Source organism: Kitasatospora sp. HPM-01-4 (assembly GCF_051374625.1).
Lineage (GTDB): Bacteria > Actinomycetota > Actinomycetes > Streptomycetales > Streptomycetaceae > Kitasatospora.
Genome location: NZ_JBPQGP010000005.1, coordinates 5,732,217 through 5,755,343, shown reverse-complemented (window position 1 = coordinate 5,755,343; position 23,127 = coordinate 5,732,217). Strand labels below are relative to the sequence as shown.

Below are 23,127 nucleotides of genomic sequence, written 5' to 3'. Positions count from 1 at the left end.
GGAACGCGACCCGGGATCCTCATGGCGATCTCGGCAAGGCGACTAAGGGTGACCTTACCCGGGCCCACGCTAACCCAGATACTGAGTCTGACTCAAGATGTTGTTGGGACCACACCTCGGAAAGGCCCGATACCCTGACCTCACCCTCCCCCAGCCTCGGCCGGGGGCACACCCGAGCCGGGAGCCCGCCATGACCACCTCGTCCGTCGACACCGCCGCGGAGCTCGCCGACACTCTGACCCGGGCGATGAAGCGGATCCGGCGGCGGACCATGACCCGGCTGGAGCCCTACGGCATCACCCCCGCCCAGGCCCGCGCGCTGCGGGTGCTGGCCCACGCCCCCGACCACGAGGGCCGCGAGGCGATGCGGCTGAGCGAGCTCGCCGACCACCTGCACATCGCCCCGCGCTCGGCCACCACGGTGGTGGACGCGCTGGAGGAGTCGGGCCTGGTCGCGCGCACCCCGGACCCGGCCGACCGGCGTGCCGTCCGCGTGGTGCTGACCCCCGCCGGCCGCGCGGCCCTGGAGCGGATCCACCAGGTCAGGCACGAGGTCGCCCAGGAGTACTTCGCCCCGATCAGCCCGAGCGACCAGGACGCGCTGCTCCAGGCGCTGCGGACCGCCGAAGCGGCGTACGACTCGGTACCGTCCCGGCGCCCGGCACGCTGAGCCCGGTCACCGACGGCGCGGGCCACCGGTCGGGTCACCCCGGGGGCGGGCGCGAGGGCGGGCGCGAGGGCGGGCGCGGGCCGATCCGCGCCGAGGACTGTCGGACAAGCCCTCTAGCATCACTGCATGCTGGATCTCGGACGGCTCCGGGCCCTGCACGCGGTCGCGGTGCACGGTTCGGTGGGCGGCGCGGCCGCCGCACTCGGTTTCACGCCCTCGGCGGTCTCCCAGCAGATCGCCAAACTGGAACGCGAGACCCGGACCACCCTGCTGGAGCGCCAAGGCCGGGGCGTGGTCCTCACCGACGCCGCCCGGCGGCTGGCCGAAACCGCCGAACACGTTCTCGCCCTGGTCGAACAGGCCGAAGTGACGCTGGAGGAGCAGCGCGGCCGGCCCTTCGGGCGGCTGATGCTCGCGGCCTTCGCGACCGGCGCGCGCGGGCTGCTGCCAGGCGCTCTGGCCGAGCTGCGCGAGCGCTGCCCCGACCTCGACATACGGCTGCTGGAGGCCGACCCTTATCCGGCCGCGGAACTGGTGGCCCGCGGCGAGGTGGACCTGGCGCTGGTCCAGGACTGGCCGACCGTACCGCTCCCGGTCCACGAGGGGGTCTCCCGGATGGACCTCGGCATCGACCCGGTCGATCTGCTGCTGCCCGCCGGCCACCCGCTGGCCGAGCTGGCCGTGGTCCCGGTCTCCCGGCTGCTCGGGCAGCGCTGGATCAGTGTGCCGTCCGGGAACATCTGCCACGACTGGCTGGTGCGGACCATGCGCGAGGCCGGCGACGAACCCGATGTGCGCTACCAGGTCGGCGAGTTCGAGACGCAGATCGCGCTGATCGCGGCCGGGCTGGGCATCGGCCTGGTGCCCCGGCTCGGCCGGGGGCCGCTGCCACCCGGGGTGACCGCCCGCCCGGTCGTCCCTGAACCCAGCCGGCGGGTCTTCGTGCTCTGGCGCACCCAGACCTCCCGGCGGCCGGCGATCACCGCCGCGCTGGAGGCGATCCGGAGCCACTGGGCGGCACGGTGACCGCCGGGGCGGCCAACGGCCGGCCAGTCAGTCCGCATAACCCACCACCAGCCACATGAAGCCCACACCCAGCAGCGTGCAGAGCAGGGTCGTGTGCGAGGGATACGGGCTGTGCGCCTCGGGGAGGATGTCCGCGGCGCACAGGTAGAGCAGGAACCCGGCGAAGAAGCCCAGGTAGAGGCCGAGCAGGTGGTCCGGGATGGTGAACAGCAGGGTGATCCCGGCCCCGGCCACCGGCGCCAGCGCGTCCGCCCCGAGCAGTACCAGCGCCCGCGCCCGGTCGTTTCCGTACATCCTGGTGACCGTGTAGGTGTTGAAGCCGTCCGCGAAGTCATGGGCCACCACCGCGACAGCGACCGCCGTACCGACCCTGCTGCCGGCCTGGAACGCCGCACCGATCGCGAAACCGTCCAGCACGCTGTGCCCGACCAGCGCGCAGGCGGCCGCGAGACCGACCCCCTGGCGGGCGCCGTGCGCGCGGCCGTGCCCGTGGGTGTGGGCCGGGTACTCCCCCTCGTGCCCCCGGTGGATGGCCACCGCGCGCTCCACGACGTGGATCGCCAGGAACCCGGCCGCGAACATCAGCAGCGCCTGCGGCACCTTGTGGAGTTCCCCGGGTGCGGCGTTCACGGCCTCGGGCAGCAGATCGAAGGCCACCACCCCGAGCATCAGCCCGGCCGCGAAGCCGAGCACCACGTGCCGTCGGCCGCCGGTCCGCTGGGCGACCAGACCGCCGAGCAGGGTCGTCAGAAAAGCGGCGGCAGCGACGAGTACCGCGGTCATCCCGTTCACTTCCCCGGGATCGAGAGCAGTCCGCCGCGGTGCACCGGCAGGGCTGCCGTTCGTGATGGCCGGGCGGCTGCGCTGACCGCTGCCCACGGGCGAAGCCGGCCCGGCCGGGCCCGGTCGCGCCGGACCCTGCGCCAAGCCTGCCGCCGTCCGCCCACCCCGGCGCGCCGGAGAACCCGTCAGGGTGACTGCGCACCGTACTCGCCCTCTAGGGCGCCAGGCGCCGCTCAAGGAGCGCGGGGGCTCGGCTCGATCGGGGACGGGCCGCGAGGCGGACGCGGGGTCCAAGGCGGCTGCGGGGCGCGGGACGGGCAGGAGGGGCGTGTGCGAGGCGGGATGCGCGTGCGAGTCAGGATGCGTGCGAGCGCGGTCGGCGGACGCGGCCGACCCGCCGCATGCGGCAGGGTCCTGCCCCGGGCTGGTTGACGCTGCCCGCCCTACGCGAGCGGCAGCCCGAGGTGCGTCTGCGCCAACTCCCGTACGCCGTCACCGTCCACCAGATGGATCTGCTGGTACGGCGCGCTGCCCACGAGGTCGAGGGCGGCCTCGGAGAAGCGGCCGCTGGTGAGCCGCAGGCCACGGTCGGCCCCCTCCTCCCGGACCGCCTCCGCCAGGGTCCTGAGCTCCTCCTCCGTGACCGGCTCCGCTCCTCTGGAGGCCCACACCACCCAACGGCCCGGCAGTGCGCTGCCCGGCTCGCCCTCTCCGGTGGCAACCAGCCCGCCCGCCCCCCGCAGCCGTACGCTCCAGCCCGCGAGTCCGCCCCAGGTAAGCAACTCCCGCACCACGTAGGCGAATTCGTTCGGCGAGAGTTCGGCGGCCGAGGGCACCGCGGAGCCCGCGATACCACTGGGCTCGACGGCGGCGAGCGCGTACGGGTCGGGCGTGACCGCGGCGGCCAGGTCGCGCAGCCGCACCAACGCCTCGTCCTGCTCGGCGTCCGCGTAGACGCCGTCGCCGGGGCCTGAGCCGTAGCCGTGCCCCGCGGACTCCTCCGGCGCCCCCGGCCCCTCGGCGGCCGGGTGCGGTGGCAGCAGCCGGGTGCGGGCCAGGGCGTCGCGGTCGGCGTCCACGCTCAACAGGCAGAGCGGCTCGCCGGAGGGCGTCTCGCGCAGCCAGCCGTTGAGTACCACCCCGGCCAGTATCTCGTCGGTGTCCACGGCGTCCGCCGCCTGGAGCGCGCGCAGCGCCAGGCGGGCGGCCAGCCGCAGGTAGTCCGCCGCCCGGTCGGCCGACGGGCGGGACACCGGCTCGATCTCGCCGGCGGGCGTCAGCCGGTAGCCGGACAGCGAGGGCACCCGGTCCAGCGGAGGCAGGTCGAGGTCCAGCACCGCGGTACGGGTGAGCGGCCTGAACACCGCCCGGCATGGGGCGGGCAGGTCCTGGGTGGCGCCTTCGGCCGCGGCGAGGGCGCGCTCCAGCAGCGACTCCACCGCCGCCGGTTCGGCCAGCCGGTAGGCCCGACGGCACTCCTCCAGTGTCTCGTTGTACTCGCGGACGGCCCGCGCCCGGGCCTGCTCCGCCTGCTCGTGCGCCGCCCTGGCGGCCAGCGCGCCGGTGTCGGCGGCCTCGGCCCGACGGGTGCGCCACTCGCGCAGATCGCGCTGGTGGCGCAGCCGGGCCTGGGCGAGCTCGCGCTGGTAGCCGGAGTCCAGCAGCCTGCGGGAGGGCGCTTCGTCCGGGTCGGCGGCGGGCGGCTCGGACGGGGCGTAGTCCTCCCAGCGCGGCTCGGTGTCGTCGGCCTGGTCCAACTCCCCGGCCTGGTAAGGGCGGGGCTCGTAACTGCGCAGCTGGCTCTCGAAGTCCATGGCGGAGACCGGGAGCGCGGCCCGGCGCAGCAGGTCGGCGAGGCGCTCGTGCTCGGCCCGGACGGTGAGCGTCCGATGGTGGGTCAGGGCGGCGGCGCGTCCGTGCGCGGCGGCCGGCTCCTCCGGTGACTCCCTCTCGTCGAGCACGTCCGCCCCCAGATCACGGAAGACCGAGGCCAGGAAACCGGGTTGGAGGACCGTGGCAGTACCGTCCGGCCGGTCCTCGGGTGAGTACTGCATCGACGGTCGTTCCCCCATGCTCGTGCGCTCGGGCCTGCCTGCCTCCCCGGCCCCGCCGTGCTCGCCCGCCGCCCGGACGTGCCGGTCGGCGCTGCCCGCCCGGCGGCGGTGCTGTCGGTCGGCGGGTGCCGGCCGGGGCCGCGTGGCAGCGGCCCCTGGGCAGCATTGTCCACCGTTCGGGCGCGCCGGTCAGCCAAGCTCTTCAGTTGGTGGGGGCTCTGGCCTCCCGAACCGGACAGGCGTCCGGTCGCAGGCCGGCTCCTCCCGGCCGGTTCCCACCGGCCGGTTCATCCCGGGACCGACCGGGACCTACCGGATCCGGGGCCCGGGTGCCCCCGCTACGGGGCTCAGTTCGTCCTGGTGTTGGTGAGGTGGAGTCCGATGTAGCCGACGTAGATCCGGCCGCTGCCCGAACAGTCGTCCAGATAGTGCAGTCGGGGAGCCGTCCGGCCACCGCCGATCCGCAGGTGCGCCCCCATGAACGCGCGCCGGGAGATGTCCACGCACTCCGGTACGGGAAGCATCCGCTCGCGCTTCCACTTGGAGTGGCTCTCCACCGTGCGCGACTCGCCGCGCACCGCCTTGCGTGGCGGGAAGTGGTGGCAGCCGGGCGGCGTGTGCTCACACCACTGCTTGAAGTCGCCATGGGCTTCACCGCGCACGGCCGCCGCCGCGTACTCCTGAAGCGCCGTCAGCCCGTCCCAGGCGAGCCGGGCCCACCCGGCCCCGTCGGACTGGCCGTCCAGAGCGAGGGTCTCCTTCTGGTCTCCGGTGAACTCCACCAGCGGGAACTCGCCGAAACGGTCGACGAGTTCGCCGAAGGTGGCGGGTGCCGAGTCCAGGTACCGGCCGGCCTCCCGGCCCGCGGCCCGGAGGCGGTCGAGCAGGTCGGGGGTGGTGGCCGTGCACAGCCTCCCGCCGGCCGTCACCGCCCGGACCTGCACCAGCGTCCGCCGGAGTGCGCCGTACTGCTCCTCGGCCTCGCCCCAGTGCTCCCGTCGCCGGTGGATGTTCAGGCTGCGGCCGAGCAACTGCAACTGCAGGTCCTCGGCGCAGTGGTGGGCCACCGCCTCGGGGGTTCCGGACGGATCGGAGCGGTGTGGCTGCTGCGGTTGTTGCAGCGGCCGGGTGTCGCAGGTCTGCTGGGCCGGCAGGGACGGCTCCGGACGCGCGGCCTTCCGCGCCTCGGCGGGGACCTGCAGGGGAGGAACGGCGAGCAGCAGGGGCACCGGGCGGAGCTCCGCGGCCACCCGGCGGGGCTCACGGGCGAGCAGGGCGGCGGCGCGGCGGACGTCCTCCTCGATCCGCTGCCGGGCCAGCACCGGGTGGCGATGGCCGTCCGTCCGGGACGCCGGGTCCACCTCGGGCAGATAGGTACGGACCGCACCGCCGTACACCTTGTGGTACTCCAACGCGACGTTGAACAGCGGGAGGGCCGCGTGGTCCAGCGTGTAGAGCACGGCCAGGCCGGTCAGCTGACGCATCAGCGGCTCGACCGTGCCGGGGAGCCAGTCGTCGAGCGGGACACCGGAAGGGACGCTGGCGACGACGGTGGGGAGACGGCGCTCGGGGTCGCACAGCTCGTCGATCAGGGCGTCGAGGTCGGCCGGTGTGACCAGCCTGGCCGACGTGCCGACGGCGGCCGAACCGTCCGTCGCATCGAGCAGCGGGAGAAGCCTGCGGGCCAACTCGGGAACCGGGACACGGCCTGCCGTCCTCACCCCCGGGCCGGAGACCAGGTGCTCGGCCTCCAGGCGGACCCAGGTCAGGGGGGCGGCATCGGGGGCTTCGGAAGCGGCCGCGTCGAAAGCAGGGGCGGATGCAGAGGTGCTGGACACAGAGGTCGTGGACGGAGGGGTGGCGCGCTCAGAGGTCGTGGACGGAGAGGCGGCGGAGGGAGCGGTGGTGGCTATGGTGAGGGTCAGCTGGTGGGTGCCGTGCGGGGCGGGGATCCGGAGGCGGCTGCGGGTGTAGTGGCCGACGACTCGGCTCTCCTCGGGCTCCGCCTGCTCCGCCGGCGCCCGGCCCGGCGAACCGGCCTGTGACGGGAGGACGGCCGGAAGCGGCGGATCCGCCAGACGGGCTTGGTCGGCCCGGGCTGGCACGGGAGCCCACAGTGGGCCGAAGTCGCGATCCAGCAGGATCCGTTCACCGAGGCGGAGACGTTCGGCGGACGACGGCGGCGGATCAGCTGCCCAGGGCGGCTCCGCCCTCGGCGGGGGCTCCTCGCAGCCCTCCTCCTTCAGCCAGGCCGCCAACTGCTGGTCTGCAAGGGCGACCGTCTCCCGGTACGGCCGGGGAGTCGTGACTGTCATCCGGTAGGGCACGGCCTGGCCGAACTGCCCGTGCGAATCGGATGTCTGGCCCGTGGACGGGGTGTGCTCAGGAGTCATGCGCGGTACCTCCCGTGGTGCGGTGGTGGGGTCTGAAGTCCTCCATCGATGATTCGGTCTACGGATTCCGCCGGGCCCAGCGCCGGGGGGCGGATCCTTGCTCAGGAAACGCCATCCCCGGTAGCGGAAGTTCCAGCTCCTGGCATTGTTAATTCGTTCGAGTGTCATATGGCCGTCGTGCGAACGCCATAGCGCCGGGTGGCACTGGCACATCGAGGTGACCTACGCTCAAACATCCTGCCTGCGGCAGGATTTCGGACGAAGGGTTCCGGACCGGGCCTCAGACCGGGACTTCGACGAAGGTCCGCCCGGCCTCCACGGCCTGGGCCGCGCCCCCGGTCGCCTCCGCGAGCCAGGTGTGGAACGCCGTCACCTCCGGCTCGGGCACCCCGACCTCGATCCGCACCCCGGCCGCCTCGTAGCCCAGATCGCGCACCACATAGCCGGCCGCCCTCAGGTCGTTCTCCAGCCGACCCGCCTTGGTGTGGTCCACCGCCACCGCGAGCAGCAGTACCGGACGGCGCTCAAGCAGGCCGATCGAGTCGATCGCCTCGGAGACCGCGCTCCCGTACGCCCGTACCAAGCCACCCGCACCCAGTTTGATCCCGCCGAAGTACCGCGTCACCACGGCGACCGTGTCGGTCAGCCCGCGCCTGCGCAGTACCTCCAGCATCGGCACCCCGGCCGTACCGCCCGGCTCGCCGTCGTCGCTGGAGCGCTCACGCGGCTGTTCGCCGCCGACCACGAAGGCCGTGCAGTTGTGCCGGGCGTCCCAGCACTGCTTGCGGATTCCGGCGATGAACGCCTGCGCCTCCTCCTCGTCGGCGACCCGGGCGAGGTGGCAGATGAACCGGGACTTCTTGATCTCGATCTCATGGGTGCCTGAGCGCCGGATCGTGAGGTACGGCTTGGGACTCGGGCTCGGCTCCGACATGGCGGGGTGGATCTCCATGGCTGGGGGGCGGAAGGAAAGCTGGCGGGGTCTGGTCCGCCCCCGCCAGCTTAACCACCGGCCGGCGTCGGCACCGGAGGCCTCCGTCCGGGGCGATCACCGGAGGGGGACGGTCGCAGGAGGCGGGACGGCCCCGGTGCCCTGCACCGCACCGGAGTCAGCGGCCCGCGAGCGCGTCCAGCTGCTCGCGGTCCAGGCCGGACAGCGCGGTGACCTCCGCCAGGTCCACCGCTCCGCAGTCCAGGCCGCGCCGAACGTAGCCGCTGAGCGCCCTGGCCGTGGCCGGCTCGTCCATCACGTTCCCGGCGGCCTTCGTGACGTATGCCGCGAGCCGGGCGCAGGCGACCGCCAGCCCCTCGCGGTAGAACGCGTACACGGCGGTGTAGCGGGTCGGCAGGTGCGCCGGGTGCATGTCCCAGCCCTGGTAGTAGGCGCGCGCCAGCGAGCGGCGGACCAGGCCGTGGTGCAGCTTCCAGGCCGCGTGCACCCGCTCGGTCGGACCGGTCGGGATGACATTGGTGGAACCGTCCGAAAGACGCACCCCGGTACCGGCCGCGGCCACCTGCATCACGGCCTTCGCGTGGTCGGCCACCGGATGGTCCGGGCCCTGGTAGGCGGCGCTGACCCCACACGAGGCGCTGTAGTCGAAGGTGCCGTAGTGCAGACCGGTGGCCCGTCCCTCGGCCGCGTCGATCATCCGGGCGACGGTGGCCCTGCCATCGGGACCCAGGATGGCCTGGGTGGTCTCGATCTGGATCTCGAAGCCGATCCGCTTCGCCGGCAGGCCCGCACCCCGCTCGAAGTCGTCCAGCAGCCGTACCAGCGCGGTGACCTGCTCGGCGTACGTCACCTTGGGGAGGGTGAGCACCAGGCCCTCCGGCAGGCCTCCCTCGGCCAGCAGCGCGGCGAGGAAGAGTTCCAGGGTGCGGATGGCACGGTCCCGGACCGCCGCCTCCAGACACTTGATCCGGATCCCGATGTACGGCGGTGCGGTACCGTCCGCCACGGCGGCGGCGACCAGCCGTGCGGCTCGGACCGCGGCGGCGTCCTCCTCGGCATCAGGTCGCGGGCCGTAGCCGTCCTCGAAATCGATCCGCAGGTCCTCGATCGGCTCGCGCACCAGCTTGGCACGGACCCGGGCGTGCACGTCGGCGAGCAGGTCGTCGGCCGGAACACCGAGTGCGGCCGCCAGTTCGGCAGGGGTGGCGGCATGGGTGTCGAAGGCCAGCAGTGCCTCGCGGCCCCAGTTCCGCACGGTGTCGGCGTCGAAGGCGTCGGCCGGGACGTACACCGTGTGCACCGGCTGACGAGTACCCGGGTCCCCCGGGTAGCGGCGAGCCAGCTCCGCGTCGACCGGCGCGAGCAGCGCCTCCACAGCGGCGCGGGCGGCAGTCGAGAACGACGCGTCCGCGGGCTTGTTACCGTCCACCTCTGCCTGCGACATCGGGGCTCCTCCACCGAGAGGTGTTCAACATTTTGTTGACCTTTGATGCGAAGGTAGTGGCGGGGTACCCAGGCGTCAACGGCGGCCCGAACGACGGACGGCGGCCGCGCTTGGTGCGCGGCCGCCGTCTGTCGTTCGCTGGGCTGTCGTGGACTGCCGTTGGCTGGACTGCCGTTCGCGGGGCTGTCGTTGGCTGGGCTGCTGGTCGGTCCAGCCCGGTCCGTCGGTCAGTCCCGTCCGGAAGCGATGTACCGCTCCTGGAGCTGCTCCCAGATCTGGTCGACCTCGGTCAGGTTCACCGAGCCGTCCGGGCGGGAGCCGACCACTCCGTACTCGGCGGACAGGTACTGCGCGAACCGCTTCGGCTGCGGCTGGTGCCCGTACTGGTCGATGTAGCCGATCAGGGCCTCGAAGCAGACATCGGGGTCGAGCGGGGAGGCCGCGGGACGGCGGTCCTGTTCCTCCTGCTCGACCGCGGGCGCCATCACGGCCCCTGCCTCGGTCGGAGCCTCGGCCACGGACTCGGCAACCGGTCCGCCTCCGATACCTACCGACTGTCCGTCAGCCATCGGCACCTGCGGGGCCGTCGGGTGCACGGACGGCTCGGCGCCAGCCGCGGCCTCGGGCACCAGCTGCTCCAGCCGGACCGGCCTCGGCCCTCGCGGCCCCTGCGGCATGGCCGGCTGCGAACCGGTCGGCTGCGAACCGGCAGCCTGCGCGGCCATCGGCTGACCCGCCTCGGTGGCCACCGCTCCGACACCTGCCACGGCCGCCAGTGGCACCTGAACGACCGGATCCGTCTCCTGGGGCGCCGGCCGGGGGTCACGCGGCGGCTTGAACCAGGGCGACGCCTGCCCGGGCATCCTCGCCGTGTTGGCGGTCCCGCCCGGCTGCGCATTCGTCGGGACGACACGCGCGGCCCAGACGTTCAGCTCCGACTGGACCGGAGCGGGCGCGGCTTCCTCCGCTGACGGATCGTTGGCGTCACGCAGCCGCACGGCCGCGAGCTTCGCCAGTGTGGGTACCGCAACCGCCGCCGACACCGGCGCACCGGGCACCGTCGGCGCCTGCTCTGCCACGACCTGCGCTGCCGCTACCGGCGCGCCTGTTGCTGACGTGCCTGCTGCCGACGTGCCCGCTGCCCGGGCGGCCTCCGCCTGAACAGCTGCCGCCTGAACTGCTGCCGCCTGCGCGGAAGCAGCCTGCGCGGCGGCCGGCTGTCCGGACTCAAGCTGTCCGGCCCCGGTGGGCGCGGCTGGGACGGGCTGGGCCACAGCCCCGGCCTGAACCGCCGCCTTGGCCGAGTCAAGTGGACCGTCGATCCGGTCCAGGATGCTCGGGTCGAGCGGGACACCGTACTTCGCCAGCTTCAGCGGCAGCAGCGCCTGGAACGGCGCCGAGCGCCGCCAGCCTCGCCCATAGCGGAACCGAAGCTGCGCCCGGTACACCAACCGGTTCTGCTCCAGCCGGACCGTCTCGTCGTACGAACGCAGCTCCCAGAGCTTCATCCGACGCCAGAGGCGGAAGGTCGGTACCGGCGAGAGCACCCAGCGCATCAGGCGGACCGACTCCATGTGCCGGTCCGCAGTGATCGCCGCTATCCGGCCGACCGCATGCCGGGACGCCTCGACCACCACGACGAACAGCACCGGGATGACTGCGTGCATCGCCATCCCGAGCGCGTCGCCCCAGGAGGCCGCAGCGTTGAAGGCGATGGTGGCACCGGTCAGGAGCCAGGCGGTCTGACGCAGGAGCGGAAAGGGTATTCGGAGCCAGGTCAGCACCAGGTCGAGCGCCAGCAGGACGACGATTCCTGCGTCCACACCGATCGGGAAGGCATACGCGAACGTGCCGAAGCCCTTTTCCAGCGCCAGCTCGCGAACCGCGTTGTACGAACCCGCAAACCCGATGCCCGAGATCACGCAGGCGCCGGCCGCGACCACACCGAGCAGGGCCCGGTGGGCGCGGGTAAGGGATGGACGTGCCATTCGTTAATCAACCCCTGGGACTCGGCTGCTGCCGTGCGCGACTGTCGCTGCCGGATCCACACTCATCATCGGGTACGGGATCACTGCACGGGTACCGGATCGCCGCACGACCGACCGTCTCGGCCAACCGGATACTACTCGGAAGCGCGTTCCAACCACGGCCGGCCTCCGCGCGAAGCCAGGCCGAAGCGCCTACGAAGGAGCACCGTTGAGGTGCGCCAGGACCGCCAGGACCCGGCGATTGGCGTCATCTGCGGGGGTCAGTTCCAACTTGGTGAAGATATTGGCAATGTGTTTGGCCACTGCTCCGTCGCTGACACTCAGTCGGGCCGAGATGGCGGAGTTGGAGCAGCCCTCCGCCATCAGTTCCAGTACCTCCCGCTCCCTCGGCGACAACCTCTGGAGCGGCTCCGAACGGGATCGGCTCTGCAGCAACTTGCCGATGACGTCCGGGTCCATCGCAGTGCCCCCGGCGGCCACTCGGCGGACGGCGTCGATGAACTGGCCCGCGTTGAAGACCCGGTCCTTCAGCAGATACCCGATCCCACCGGAGCCGTCCGCCAACAGCTCGCGTGCATAAAGCTGTTGGACGTGTTGCGAGAGAACCAGCACTGGCAGACCGGGTATCTCCCGACGCGCGGCCAGCGCCGCCTGGAGCCCCTCATCAGTGAGCGTCGGAGGCAGCCGGACGTCCACCACCGCGACGTCGGGTCGGTGCTCAAGCAAGGCCTCCAGCAACTCGGGACCCGTCTCGACCGCCGCCGCGATGGTGAAGCCATGCGCCTCCAACAGGCGGGTCAGGCCTTCCCGGAGGAGGTAGAGGTCCTCTGCGAGGACAACACGCACGGCAACTCCATGGTGATCGTGGTCGGACCGCCCGGCGGACTGCTGAGCGACATGACTCCGTCGAAGGTACCCAACCGCCTCTCGATACCGCGCAGTCCGCTTCCACGCTCCGGCTTGGCCCCGCCGTGCCCGTCGTCCGTCACGGTGATCCGCAACTGACCGGCCCGGAAGAGGATGTCCACCCAGACCTGCTGGGCCCCCGAGTGCTTGGCGGCATTGGCCAGCAGTTCACTGACGCAGAAGTACGCCGCCGCCTCAACCGACGCCTCCGGCCTGGCCGGCAGGCTCACGGTCACTTCCGTACTCTGTGCGCCGTCGAGGGCGAGTGCCTGCACGGCATCGCCGAGCCCGCGCTCGGCCAGTACGGGCGGATGTATACCGCGCACCAGGTCGCGAAGTTCCTGCAAGGCTTTGGCAGAGGACTGGCGCGCCTCTGCCAGCAGTTGCCGTGCGCCTTCCGGGTCGTTCTCCATCAGGTGCTCGATCGTGCCCAGTGTCATCCCGATCGCCACCAACCGGGCCTGTGCCCCGTCGTGCAGGTCCCGCTCGATCCTACGGAGTTCCGCGGCCTGGCTGCCGACCGCGTCGGCCCGTGTGGTGGTGAGATGCTCCACTCGCCGGGTCAGCCGGGCCTTATCCCAGCCGTTCGGTGATTCCGAGTCGAGCACCCGCTGCATCCACGGCCCGTACCGCCGAACCGCGTGCGGCGCTGCCAGCAGACCGCCGGCCGCGATCGCCAACCCCACTACGGCCACGGCCAAGTCCCCCAGAGCGGCCGGGATCGAAGAGGGCGAGAAGACGGTCGACGGGTTGAAACCCCCGTACGCGGCCAGCAGCTGGACAATCGCCGTGACCACCCCGATCGCCAGAAGTCCCAGGCAGGGCAGCGCCATGACCACGGCCGCTGCCAGGTTCGCCGCAAGCCACTTGAGATCGCGCCAGGTCTGCGGATCCGTTGCCACCGTGCGCACGAAAAGCGCCAACTCGGCCGTCCTCCTGTCCCGGTGGTACGAATGCCCCGTCCACCAGTGCCCTCGCTCGTCCTGGGTCGGGCTCGGGGTCTCCGCATAGCGCTGCGGAATTCGTATGCCGAACCACAGCTCCGCCCGGTGCCGCGACCAACGGGTGTTCAGCCTGCTCCCCCAGACCAACCCCACCGGCCAGGCGAGCAGGGCTACAAAGGCGAACAGTGGATCCGCCTGACCATCGGACGGCCCCGCCGAAAACAGTCCGGCAAGCACCAGCACCGCCCATGTCAGCAACACGAACGGAGCCAACCCGGCCTGAAACACCAGCTGCAGACACCGGAGCTGCGCTTGCAGCCCTTCTACTGCCCGCTCTCGCCCCACGCCCGTCCACCTGACGACCGCCGGCAGGCTCTGACTCGCCATCCGGACCCCTCCGCTCGTTCCTTGCGCTTCGGGTATCAGTCTGGCCAGGCCGTTCCGCGGGCGCACTGGTCCCTGGACCCGACTTTGAGGTGGACCTAGCACCACCCCCAGCCATCGGTATGAAAATAGAAAAAGCCGTGGCTCCCAGTGAAATCACTGGGAGCCACGGCTCTGAATAATTGTTCGGCGGCGTCCTACTCTCCCACAGGGTCCCCCCTGCAGTACCATCGGCGCTGTAAGGCTTAGCTTCCGGGTTCGGAATGTAACCGGGCGTTTCCCTCACGCTATGACCACCGAAACACTATGAAACTATCAACCGCACCAACCCACACAGGGTCGGGGTCGTTGTTTCAGAACAACACAGTGGACGCGAGCAACTGAGGACAAGCCCTCGGCCTATTAGTACCGGTCAACTCCACCCCTCACGAGGCTTCCATATCCGGCCTATCAACCCAGTCGTCTACTGGGAGCCTTACCCTCTCAAGGAGGTGGGAGTGCTCATCTCGAAGCAGGCTTCCCGCTTAGATGCTTTCAGCGGTTATCCCTCCCGAACGTAGCCAACCAGCCATGCCCTTGGCAGAACAACTGGCACACCAGAGGTTCGTCCGTCCCGGTCCTCTCGTACTAGGGACAGCCCTTCTCAACACTCCTACGCGCACAGCGGATAGGGACCGAACTGTCTCACGACGTTCTAAACCCAGCTCGCGTACCGCTTTAATGGGCGAACAGCCCAACCCTTGGGACCTACTCCAGCCCCAGGATGCGACGAGCCGACATCGAGGTGCCAAACCATCCCGTCGATATGGACTCTTGGGGAAGATCAGCCTGTTATCCCCGGGGTACCTTTTATCCGTTGAGCGACGGCGCTTCCACAAGCCACCGCCGGATCACTAGTCCCTACTTTCGTACCTGCTCGACCCGTCAGTCTCACAGTCAAGCTCCCTTGTGCACTTACACTCAACACCTGATTGCCAACCAGGCTGAGGGAACCTTTGGGCGCCTCCGTTACCCTTTAGGAGGCAACCGCCCCAGTTAAACTACCCACCAGACACTGTCCCTGATCCGGATCACGGACCCAGGTTAGACATCCAGCACGACCAGAGTGGTATTTCAACGGCGACTCCACCATGACTGGCGTCACAGCTTCAAAGTCTCCCACCTATCCTACACAAGCCGAACCGAACACCAATATCAAGCTATAGTAAAGGTCCCGGGGTCTTTCCGTCCTGCTGCGCGAAACGAGCATCTTTACTCGTAATGCAATTTCACCGGGCCTATGGTTGAGACAGTCGAGAAGTCGTTACGCCATTCGTGCAGGTCGGAACTTACCCGACAAGGAATTTCGCTACCTTAGGATGGTTATAGTTACCACCGCCGTTTACTGGCGCTTAAGTTCTCAGCTTCGCCATGACGAATCATGACTAACCGGTCCCCTTAACGTTCCAGCACCGGGCAGGCGTCAGTCCGTATACATCGCCTTACGGCTTCGCACGGACCTGTGTTTTTAGTAAACAGTCGCTTCTCGCTGGTCTCTGCGGCCACCCCCAGCTCAGAGTGCAAGACTCATCACCAGGAATGGCCCCCCTTCTCCCGAAGTTACGGGGGCATTTTGCCGAGTTCCTTAACCATAGTTCACCCGAACGCCTCGGTATTCTCTACCTGACCACCTGAGTCGGTTTGGGGTACGGGCCGCCATGAAACTCGCTAGAGGCTTTTCTCGACAGCATAGGATCATCCACTTCACCACAATCGGCTCGGCATCAGGTCTCAGACTATTGCAGGGCGGATTTGCCTACCCTACGTCCTACACCCTTACCCCGGGACAACCACCGCCCGGGCTGGACTACCTTCCTGCGTCACCCCATCGCTCACCTACTACCACCTCGGGTCACCGGCTCCACCACTCCCCTTTGTCCGAAGACTCCGGGACGGCTTCACGGGCTTAGCATCAGAGGGTTCAGCGTTGGCGCTTCAAAGCGGGTACGGGAATATCAACCCGTTGTCCATCGACTACGCCTGTCGGCCTCGCCTTAGGTCCCGACTTACCCTGGGCAGATCAGCTTGACCCAGGAACCCTTGGTCAATCGGCGCAAGAGTTTCCCACTCTTGTATCGCTACTCATGCCTGCATTCTCACTCGTATACCGTCCACGACTCGATTCCTCGGCCGCTTCACCCGGCACACGACGCTCCCCTACCCATCACAGCCCCCGTTAGGAGTATTGCTGCAATGACACGACTTCGGTGATGTGCTTGAGCCCCGCTACATTGTCGGCGCGGAATCACTTGACCAGTGAGCTATTACGCACTCTTTCAAGGGTGGCTGCTTCTAAGCCAACCTCCTGGTTGTCTCTGCGACTCCACATCCTTTCCCACTTAGCACACGCTTAGGGACCTTAGTCGGTGTTCTGGGCTGTTTCCCTCTCGACCATGGAGCTTATCCCCCACAGTCTCACTGCCGCGCTCTCACTTACCGGCATTCGGAGTTTGGCTAAGGTCAGTAACCCGGTAAGGCCCATCGCCTATCCAGTGCTCTACCTCCGGCAAGAAACACGCGACGCTGCACCTAAATGCATTTCGGGGAGAACCAGCTATCACGGAGTTTGATTGGCCTTTCACCCCTAACCACAGGTCATCCCCCAGGTTTTCAACCCTGGTGGGTTCGGTCCTCCACGTGGTCTTACCCACGCTTCAACCTGCCCATGGCTAGATCACTCCGCTTCGGGTCTTGGGCATGCAACTGGGTCGCCCTATTCGGACTCGCTTTCGCTACGGCTACCCCACACGGGTTAACCTCGCTACACACCGCAAACTCGCAGGCTCATTCTTCAAAAGGCACGCAGTCACGGCCACCGAAGTGACGACGCTCCCACGGCTTGTAGGCACACGGTTTCAGGTACTATTTCACTCCGCTCCCGCGGTACTTTTCACCATTCCCTCACGGTACTATCCGCTATCGGTCACCAGGGAATATTTAGGCTTAGCGGGTGGTCCCGCCAGATTCACACGGGATTTCTCGGGCCCCGTGCTACTTGGGAGATGAACAAGCGAGCCGTACAGATTTCGTCTACGGGGGTCTTACCCTCTACGCCGGACCTTTCGCATGTCCTTCGACTACCCATACGGTTTCTGACTCGCCCAGCCGCCGGCAGACGACTGAAGCTCATTCCCACGACCCCCCAAGCGCAACCCCTGCCGGGTCTCACACGCTCAAGGTTTAGCCTCATCCGGTTTCGCTCGCCACTACTCCCGGAATCACGGTTGTTTTCTCTTCCTGCGGGTACTGAGATGTTTCACTTCCCCGCGTTCCCTCCACACTGCCTATGTGTTCAGCAGCGGGTGACAGCCCATGACGACTGCCGGGTTTCCCCATTCGGAAACCCCCGGATCAAAGCCTGGTTGACGACTCCCCGGGGACTATCGCGGCCTCCCACGTCCTTCATCGGTTCCTGGTGCCAAGGCATCCACCGTGCGCCCTTAAAAACTTGGCCACAGATGCTCGCGTCCACTGTGCAGTTCTCAAACAACGACCAGTCACCCACCTACGACACGGACAAGCCATGCTGTCAGTAGGACCGGCATCCTCGAGGTAACAGCCATACGGCCGTTCCCTCAGGACCCAACAACGTGCCCGACACAATCCAGTCACACACCACGTTCCACGCCCCAAAGGGCAGTACTAGCGGAAGCTTCCGAACCGTGCCGAATAGTCAACGTTCCACCCATGAGCAACCAATCTGAGGCATTCGCTCAGATCTGGCTATGTGCTCCTTAGAAAGGAGGTGATCCAGCCGCACCTTCCGGTACGGCTACCTTGTTACGACTTCGTCCCAATCGCTGGTCCCACCTTCGACGGCTCCTCCCCTTACGGGTTAGGCCACCGGCTTCGGGTGTTACCGACTTTCGTGACGTGACGGGCGGTGTGTACAAGGCCCGGGAACGTATTCACCGCAGCATGCTGATCTGCGATTACTAGCAACTCCAACTTCATGGGGTCGAGTTGCAGACCCCAATCCGAACTGAGGCCGGCTTTTTGGGATTCGCTCCGCCTCACGGCATCGCAGCCCTTTGTACCGACCATTGTAGCACGTGTGCAGCCCAAGACATAAGGGGCATGATGATTTGACGTCATCCCCACCTTCCTCCGAGTTGACCCCGGCAGTCTCCTGTGAGTCCCCATCACCCCGAAAGGCATGCTGGCAACACAGAACAAGGGTTGCGCTCGTTGCGGGACTTAACCCAACATCTCACGACACGAGCTGACGACAACCATGCACCACCTGTACACCGACCACAAGGGGGCTGACATCTCTGCCAGTTTCCGGTGTATGTCAAGCCTTGGTAAGGTTCTTCGCGTTGCGTCGAATTAAGCCACATGCTCCGCTGCTTGTGCGGGCCCCCGTCAATTCCTTTGAGTTTTAGCCTTGCGGCCGTACTCCCCAGGCGGGGAACTTAATGCGTTAGCTGCGGCACCGACGACGTGGAATGTCGCCAACACCTAGTTCCCAACGTTTACGGCGTGGACTACCAGGGTATCTAATCCTGTTCGCTCCCCACGCTTTCGCTCCTCAGCGTCAGTAATGGCCCAGAGATCCGCCTTCGCCACCGGTGTTCCTCCTGATATCTGCGCATTTCACCGCTACACCAGGAATTCCGATCTCCCCTACCACACTCTAGCCTGCCCGTATCGAATGCAGACCCGGGGTTAAGCCCCGGGCTTTCACATCCGACGCGACAGGCCGCCTACGAGCTCTTTACGCCCAATAATTCCGGACAACGCTCGCACCCTACGTATTACCGCGGCTGCTGGCACGTAGTTAGCCGGTGCTTCTTCTGCAGGTACCGTCACTTTCGCTTCTTCCCTGCTGAAAGAGGTTTACAACCCGAAGGCCGTCATCCCTCACGCGGCGTCGCTGCATCAGGCTTTCGCCCATTGTGCAATATTCCCCACTGCTGCCTCCCGTAGGAGTCTGGGCCGTGTCTCAGTCCCAGTGTGGCCGGTCGCCCTCTCAGGCCGGCTACCCGTCGTCGCCTTGGTAGGCCATTACCCCACCAACAAGCTGATAGGCCGCGGGATCATCCTGCACCGCCGGAGCTTTCCACCAACCCCCATGCAGAGGAAGGTCATATCCGGTATTAGACCTCGTTTCCAAGGCTTGTCCCAGAGTGCAGGGCAGATTTCCCACGTGTTACTCACCCGTTCGCCACTGATCCACCCCGAAGGGCTTCACCGTTCGACTTGCATGTGTTAAGCACGCCGCCAGCGTTCGTCCTGAGCCAGGATCAAACTCTCCGTGAATGATTACCCGTGATCGGGTCAACACTCGCGTTGAGCGGCACGGCAACCACCGGAATGAGGTGATCCCGCGCACTGCGTCCTCGCTGTGTATTACAAAAGGAATCTCCAACAAGACCGGATGGTCTCGCCGGGGATGTCAACATATCTGGCGTTGACTTTTGGCACGCTGTTGAGTTCTCAAGGAACGGACGCTTCCTTCGAGCCGCCTTCCAGCGGGCCCTCCGGGCGCTTCGTTCTTTCGTGTTTCCAGCTTATCAGATGTTTTCCGCTCCGTTTTCCGGAGTTTCACTCACCCGATCCGCTTTCCTTCGGCCTTTCGGCGTTCCAGACTCTATCAGAGCCTTTTGCGCTTCCCGGCCTTCAGGAGGCTTTCCGCCGGACCCGACCTGACGGCCCGTCCGACGTTCAAAACTTTAGCCGACCCCCGCTCCGAAAAGCGAATCCAGCCACAATCCAGAAAAACAACACGACAATTCGCACCAAGCCGCAACAATGCACGACTCGGCTCGAACAGAAGAAGTGGTGTTTCAGAGGATTGGCCGCCCCGGGACCGTCCGCGCCGATGCGTGTCCGGTGCTCCCTGTCGAGCGACTAGAGAACACTACCCTTCTTCGCGACCCGATGCAAACCGTGAGAGCTGCCTGGTCCGCCCCGCACATCCACCGAGTGCGAAGTCGTACCAGGCAGCTCTCACGGTCAAGCGGCCCTCACTACCGGGCGACCAGGCGACCGCACCACCCGGTGGCTTACGGCCTGTACAGCCCCAACCGCCGGACCGCCGTTCGCCCGGAGGTCATCCCGACAAGGGCCCGCGGCTCACGTGTTGGTCGGGAAGCCCAGGTTGATCCCCCCGTGCGAGGGGTCCAGCCAGCGCTGGGTCACGGCCTTGCCGCGGGTGAAGAACTGGACGCCGTCGGGGCCGTAGGCATGGGCGTCGCCGAACAGGGACGCCTTCCAGCCGCCGAAGGAGTAGTAGGCGACCGGTACCGGGATCGGGACGTTGATGCCGACCATGCCGACCTCCACCTCGTGCTGGAAGCGCCGGGCAGCGCCGCCGTCGTTGGTGAAGATCGCGGTGCCGTTGCCGTACGGGTTGGCATTGATCAGCGCCAGGCCCTCCTCGTAGGAGGAGACCCGGACGACCGACAGCACCGGGCCGAAGATCTCGTCGTTGTAGACGGACATGCCGGGCTTGACGTGGTCGAACAGGGTGGGGCCGAGCCAGAAGCCGTCGGCGGTCGGGGTGCCGGTGGCGTCCTCGGCGGCGATCACGTGCTTCCGGCCGTCGACGGCCAGCTCGGCGCCGTCGGCGATGCCGGACTCGACGTAGGAGGTGACCTTGTCGCGGTGCTGGCCGGTGACCAGCGGGCCCATCTCCGAGTCGCCGTTGCAGCCGGGCCCGACCTTGAGGGTCGCCATCCGCTGCTTGATCTTCTCGACCAGCGCGTCGCCGATCGGGTCGACCGCGACCAGGACCGAGACGGCCATGCAGCGCTCGCCGGCCGCACCGAAGCCCGCGTTGACTGCGGCGTCGGCGCTGAGGTCGAGGTCGGCGTCCGGGAGGACCAGCATGTGGTTCTTGGCACCGCCGAGGGCCTGCACGCGCTTGCCGTAGCGGGTGCCGGTCTCGTAGACGTAGCGGGCGATCGGGGTGGAGCCGACGAAGCTGACGGCCTTGATGTCGGGGTGCTCCAGCAGCCGGTCGACGGCCACCTTGTCGCCGTGGACGACGTTGAAGACACCGTCGGGCAGTCCGGCCTCCTTCCACAGCTGGGCAAGGAAGTTGGCGGCGGACGGGTCCTTCTCCGAGGGCTTCAGCACGACCGTGTTGCCGCTCGCGATGGCGATCGGGAAGAACCACATCGGCACCATGGCCGGGAAGTTGAACGGCGAGATGATCGCGACCGGGCCGAGCGGCTGGCGGATCGAGTAGACGTCGATACCGGTGGACGCCTGCTCGGTGAAGCCGCCCTTGGCCAACTGCGGAATGCCGCAGGCGAACTCGACGACCTCCTGGCCGCGGGCCAGCTCGCCGAGTGCGTCCGAGTGCACCTTGCCGTGCTCGGAGACGATGATCGAGGCGAGCTCGTCCTTGCGGGCGTTGAACAGCTCGCGGAAGGCGAAGAGCACCTGGGTGCGCTTGGCGACCGAGGCGTTGCGCCACTCGGCGAAGGCCGAGGCGGCGGCCGCCACCGCCTGGTCGACCTCGGCGATCTCGGCGAAGTCCACCTGGCCGGTCACCTGGCCGGTGGCCGGGTCGAAGATGTCACCCCGGCGCGGCGCGGCGGCGGCGGTGGTGACGGGTGCGCCGTCGATCCAGTGGGTGATGTGCTTGCTCAAGGTAATCCTCCGAAGTCCCGTACGGCTCGCCTGCCGCCGGCCCTTGTGCGGCGCCTCCCGGCCTCGGCCGGGCGACCGGATTTCGGCGCTGCCGCGCCCGATTCCAGTCTGCGGACCGGGGGCTCCGGGCTCAACGAACAGCATGACGGGGATCCGGGATTCAGCCTTACAGGTCGTCGGAGGGCCTGCCTGCTGACGGCACCGACCGCCCTGTCGGGTAGCTCGGCCTTGGCCCGGGCCGGTTCCAGGGCGGCCGGTTCGGCCTTCTTCCGCTCTCCACAGCGCCTCCTTCGGTACGGCGTCTTCTCCCAGACGGCAGGTTTTCGACGGCTGCGGGGAATCGGACGGTCACCGGGAAGAAGAGGAGAGCCGGCTGCGGTTCTCACCCGTTCGCGGTCGGAGCACAGACGGATTGGGCGAACGGATTGGGGGCGCGTCCCAGAGTGGAACGCGCCCCCATACCTACAGCGGAGCATCAGCTCCTGACCGGCACCGGAGCAGCGGATCCGGGCCGGCACCTTGGCGTCAGCTGTCGAAGCCGAGGCCGAGCCGGTCGAGCGCACGCAGCCAGACGTTGCGCTGCCCGCCGTTGTGGTCGGATCGGTCCAGTGACCACTTGGTCATCTCGATCCCGGCCCAGCGGACCGGCTCGGGCGGGAACGGCAGCGGCTTGCTGCGGACCATCTCCAGTGCGGTCCGCTCGGTCAGCTCGCCCGCCAGCAGATCGAGCATGACCTCCGCGCCGAACCGGGTCGCGCCCACGCCGAGCCCGGTGAAGCCCGCCGCGTAGGCGACGCGCCCCTTGTAGGCGGTGTCGAAGAAGGCGGAGAAGCGGCTGCAGGTGTCGATCGCACCGCCCCAGGCGTGGGTGAAGCGGATGCCGTCCAGCTGCGGGAAGGTCTGGAAGAACTGCCGCGACAGGGTGCGGAAGGTCTCCGGCCGCTGGTCGTACTCGGCTCGGACCTGGCCACCGTAGTGGTAAATGGTGTCGTAGCCGCCCCAGAGGATCCGGTTGTCCGCGGAGAGCCGGAAGTAGTGGAACTTGTTGGCGCTGTCGCTGAGGCCCTGCCGGTTGGCCCAGCCGACGGCGGCGAGCTGTTCCCCGGTGAGCGGCTCGGTCATCAGCGCGTAGTCGTACACCGGGACGATGTACGGCCGCACCCGCTTCACCAGGTTCGGGAAGACGTTGGTGCCGAGCGCGACCCGGCGGGCGAAGACCCGGCCGTAGGAGGTACGGACGGCCATGCCGCTGCCGTACTCCGAGAGGTCCAGGGCCCTGGTGCGTTCGAAGACGCGGACGCCCTGGGTGAGGCAGGCCTCCTTGAGGCCCCAGGCGAGCTTGGCGGGGTGGAGCATGGCCACGCCGTTCCTGTCCCAGAGGCCGCCGAGGAAGGTGGGCGAGTCGACCTCGGCGCGCAGTGCGTCGGTGTCGAGGAAGGTCAGCTCTATGCCGTACTGGCCGACGGCCTCGACGACCTCGTGCAGTTCCTCCAGCTGGTGCGGCTGGGTGGCGATGTCGATCTCGCCGGTGCGCTCCCACTCGGCGTCGATGCCGTAGCGCTTGAGGGTGTCCTCGATGGCCTGGAGGTTGGCCGTGCCCTGGCGCTCCAGCTCGGCGAGTTCGCCGGGCCAGCGCGCCAGGCCGTTGCCGAAACCATGGGTCAGGCTGGCGGCACAGAATCCGCCGTTGCGCCCGGAGGCCGCCCACCCCACTTCGTGGCCCTCGACCAGGACGACGTCCAGCGAGGGGTCGCGCTCCTTGGCGATGAGCGCGGTCCACAGGCCGGAGTAGCCGCCACCGACGACGAGCAGGTCGCACTTGGTGTCACCGACCAGCGCGGGCAGGGCCTGCGGCCGACCGGGGTCCTCCAGCCAGAAGGGGGTGGGCTGAGCATCACTGAGCGCACGGGCAGAGTCCATGCTGTATCAGCTACTTTCTAAT

At 68.2% G+C, this 23,127-nt stretch carries 12 protein-coding genes and 3 rRNA genes; 2 read left to right on the top strand and 13 right to left on the bottom strand.

Annotated features, from left to right (window positions below):
- The first annotated feature begins 190 nt into the window (after positions 1 to 190).
- Both ACSMTC_RS25025 and ACSMTC_RS25020 read left to right on the top strand, forming a co-directional pair.
- Positions 191 to 670 (top strand): MarR family winged helix-turn-helix transcriptional regulator, encoded by a 480-nt coding sequence (locus tag ACSMTC_RS25025; RefSeq protein WP_436561957.1) that lies wholly within the window; start codon positions 191 to 193, stop codon positions 668 to 670.
- Between the two features lie 126 nt (positions 671 to 796).
- Entirely contained in the window at positions 797 to 1,696 is a 900-nt protein-coding gene (locus tag ACSMTC_RS25020; protein WP_436561956.1) for a LysR family transcriptional regulator, read from the top strand.
- 27 nt (positions 1,697 to 1,723) lie between these two features.
- Here the strand turns inward: ACSMTC_RS25020 and ACSMTC_RS25015 are convergent, their stop codons facing one another.
- The 13 genes from ACSMTC_RS25015 to ACSMTC_RS24955 all read right to left on the bottom strand — a co-directional run bounded on the left by ACSMTC_RS25015 (position 1,724) and on the right by ACSMTC_RS24955 (position 23,105).
- On the bottom strand, positions 1,724 to 2,479 hold the full coding sequence (locus ACSMTC_RS25015) for a ZIP family metal transporter (protein ID WP_436561955.1): 756 nt from the start codon (positions 2,477 to 2,479) through the stop codon (positions 1,724 to 1,726).
- Positions 2,480 to 2,922: 443 nt separating this feature from the next.
- Complete coding sequence (locus ACSMTC_RS25010) at positions 2,923 to 4,533, bottom strand: restriction endonuclease (protein ID WP_436561954.1); 1,611 nt, start codon at positions 4,531 to 4,533, stop codon at positions 2,923 to 2,925.
- Positions 4,534 to 4,880: 347 nt separating this feature from the next.
- The gene (locus tag ACSMTC_RS25005; protein ID WP_436561953.1) at positions 4,881 to 6,926 is read right to left on the bottom strand and encodes a hypothetical protein; all 2,046 of its coding nucleotides are present in this window, start codon (positions 6,924 to 6,926) and stop codon (positions 4,881 to 4,883) included.
- A gap of 280 nt (positions 6,927 to 7,206) precedes the next feature.
- Complete coding sequence (locus ACSMTC_RS25000; RefSeq protein ID WP_436561952.1) at positions 7,207 to 7,860, bottom strand: YigZ family protein; 654 nt, start codon at positions 7,858 to 7,860, stop codon at positions 7,207 to 7,209.
- Positions 7,861 to 8,035: 175 nt separating this feature from the next.
- The gene (locus tag ACSMTC_RS24995) at positions 8,036 to 9,322 is read right to left on the bottom strand and encodes a DUF6986 family protein (RefSeq protein WP_436561951.1); all 1,287 of its coding nucleotides are present in this window, start codon (positions 9,320 to 9,322) and stop codon (positions 8,036 to 8,038) included.
- 227 nt (positions 9,323 to 9,549) lie between these two features.
- The gene (locus tag ACSMTC_RS24990; protein WP_436561950.1) at positions 9,550 to 11,310 is read right to left on the bottom strand and encodes a DUF2637 domain-containing protein; all 1,761 of its coding nucleotides are present in this window, start codon (positions 11,308 to 11,310) and stop codon (positions 9,550 to 9,552) included.
- A gap of 192 nt (positions 11,311 to 11,502) precedes the next feature.
- A complete protein-coding gene (locus ACSMTC_RS24985; protein WP_436561949.1) occupies positions 11,503 to 12,156 on the bottom strand; it encodes a response regulator transcription factor in 654 nt (217 codons plus the stop codon).
- Complete coding sequence (locus tag ACSMTC_RS24980; RefSeq protein ID WP_436561948.1) at positions 12,108 to 13,547, bottom strand: sensor histidine kinase; 1,440 nt, start codon at positions 13,545 to 13,547, stop codon at positions 12,108 to 12,110. The genes ACSMTC_RS24985 and ACSMTC_RS24980 overlap by 49 nt, the downstream gene beginning before the upstream one ends.
- A 181-nt stretch (positions 13,548 to 13,728) precedes the next feature.
- Positions 13,729 to 13,845 (bottom strand): 5S ribosomal RNA (rrf, locus tag ACSMTC_RS24975).
- 81 nt (positions 13,846 to 13,926) lie between these two features.
- A 23S ribosomal RNA gene (locus tag ACSMTC_RS24970) occupies positions 13,927 to 17,037 on the bottom strand.
- A 284-nt stretch (positions 17,038 to 17,321) separates the two neighbouring features.
- Positions 17,322 to 18,845 (bottom strand): 16S ribosomal RNA (locus ACSMTC_RS24965).
- The 16S, 23S and 5S rRNA genes sit together here, the layout of an rRNA operon.
- Positions 18,846 to 19,661: 816 nt before the next feature.
- Positions 19,662 to 21,185: a CoA-acylating methylmalonate-semialdehyde dehydrogenase gene (locus ACSMTC_RS24960; RefSeq protein ID WP_436561947.1), complete on the bottom strand. Its 1,524-nt coding sequence runs from the start codon at positions 21,183 to 21,185 to the stop codon at positions 19,662 to 19,664.
- A gap of 525 nt (positions 21,186 to 21,710) precedes the next feature.
- Entirely contained in the window at positions 21,711 to 23,105 is a 1,395-nt protein-coding gene (locus ACSMTC_RS24955; RefSeq protein WP_436561946.1) for an NAD(P)/FAD-dependent oxidoreductase, read from the bottom strand.
- Positions 23,106 to 23,127: the final 22 nt, after the last annotated feature.

Coding starts and splice junctions, on each gene's coding strand:
- ACSMTC_RS25005 (WP_436561953.1), bottom strand. CDS start 6,926: ATGACTCCTGAGCACACCCCGTCCACGGGCCAGACATCCGATTCGCAC.
- ACSMTC_RS24955 (WP_436561946.1), bottom strand. CDS start 23,105: ATGGACTCTGCCCGTGCGCTCAGTGATGCTCAGCCCACCCCCTTCTGG.
- ACSMTC_RS24980 (WP_436561948.1), bottom strand. CDS start 13,547: ATGGCGAGTCAGAGCCTGCCGGCGGTCGTCAGGTGGACGGGCGTGGGG.
- ACSMTC_RS25020 (WP_436561956.1), top strand. CDS start 797: ATGCTGGATCTCGGACGGCTCCGGGCCCTGCACGCGGTCGCGGTGCAC.
- ACSMTC_RS24995 (WP_436561951.1), bottom strand. CDS start 9,322: ATGTCGCAGGCAGAGGTGGACGGTAACAAGCCCGCGGACGCGTCGTTC.
- ACSMTC_RS25010 (WP_436561954.1), bottom strand. CDS start 4,533: ATGCAGTACTCACCCGAGGACCGGCCGGACGGTACTGCCACGGTCCTC.
- ACSMTC_RS25015 (WP_436561955.1), bottom strand. CDS start 2,479: ATGACCGCGGTACTCGTCGCTGCCGCCGCTTTTCTGACGACCCTGCTC.
- ACSMTC_RS25025 (WP_436561957.1), top strand. CDS start 191: ATGACCACCTCGTCCGTCGACACCGCCGCGGAGCTCGCCGACACTCTG.
- ACSMTC_RS25000 (WP_436561952.1), bottom strand. CDS start 7,860: ATGTCGGAGCCGAGCCCGAGTCCCAAGCCGTACCTCACGATCCGGCGC.
- ACSMTC_RS24990 (WP_436561950.1), bottom strand. CDS start 11,310: ATGGCACGTCCATCCCTTACCCGCGCCCACCGGGCCCTGCTCGGTGTG.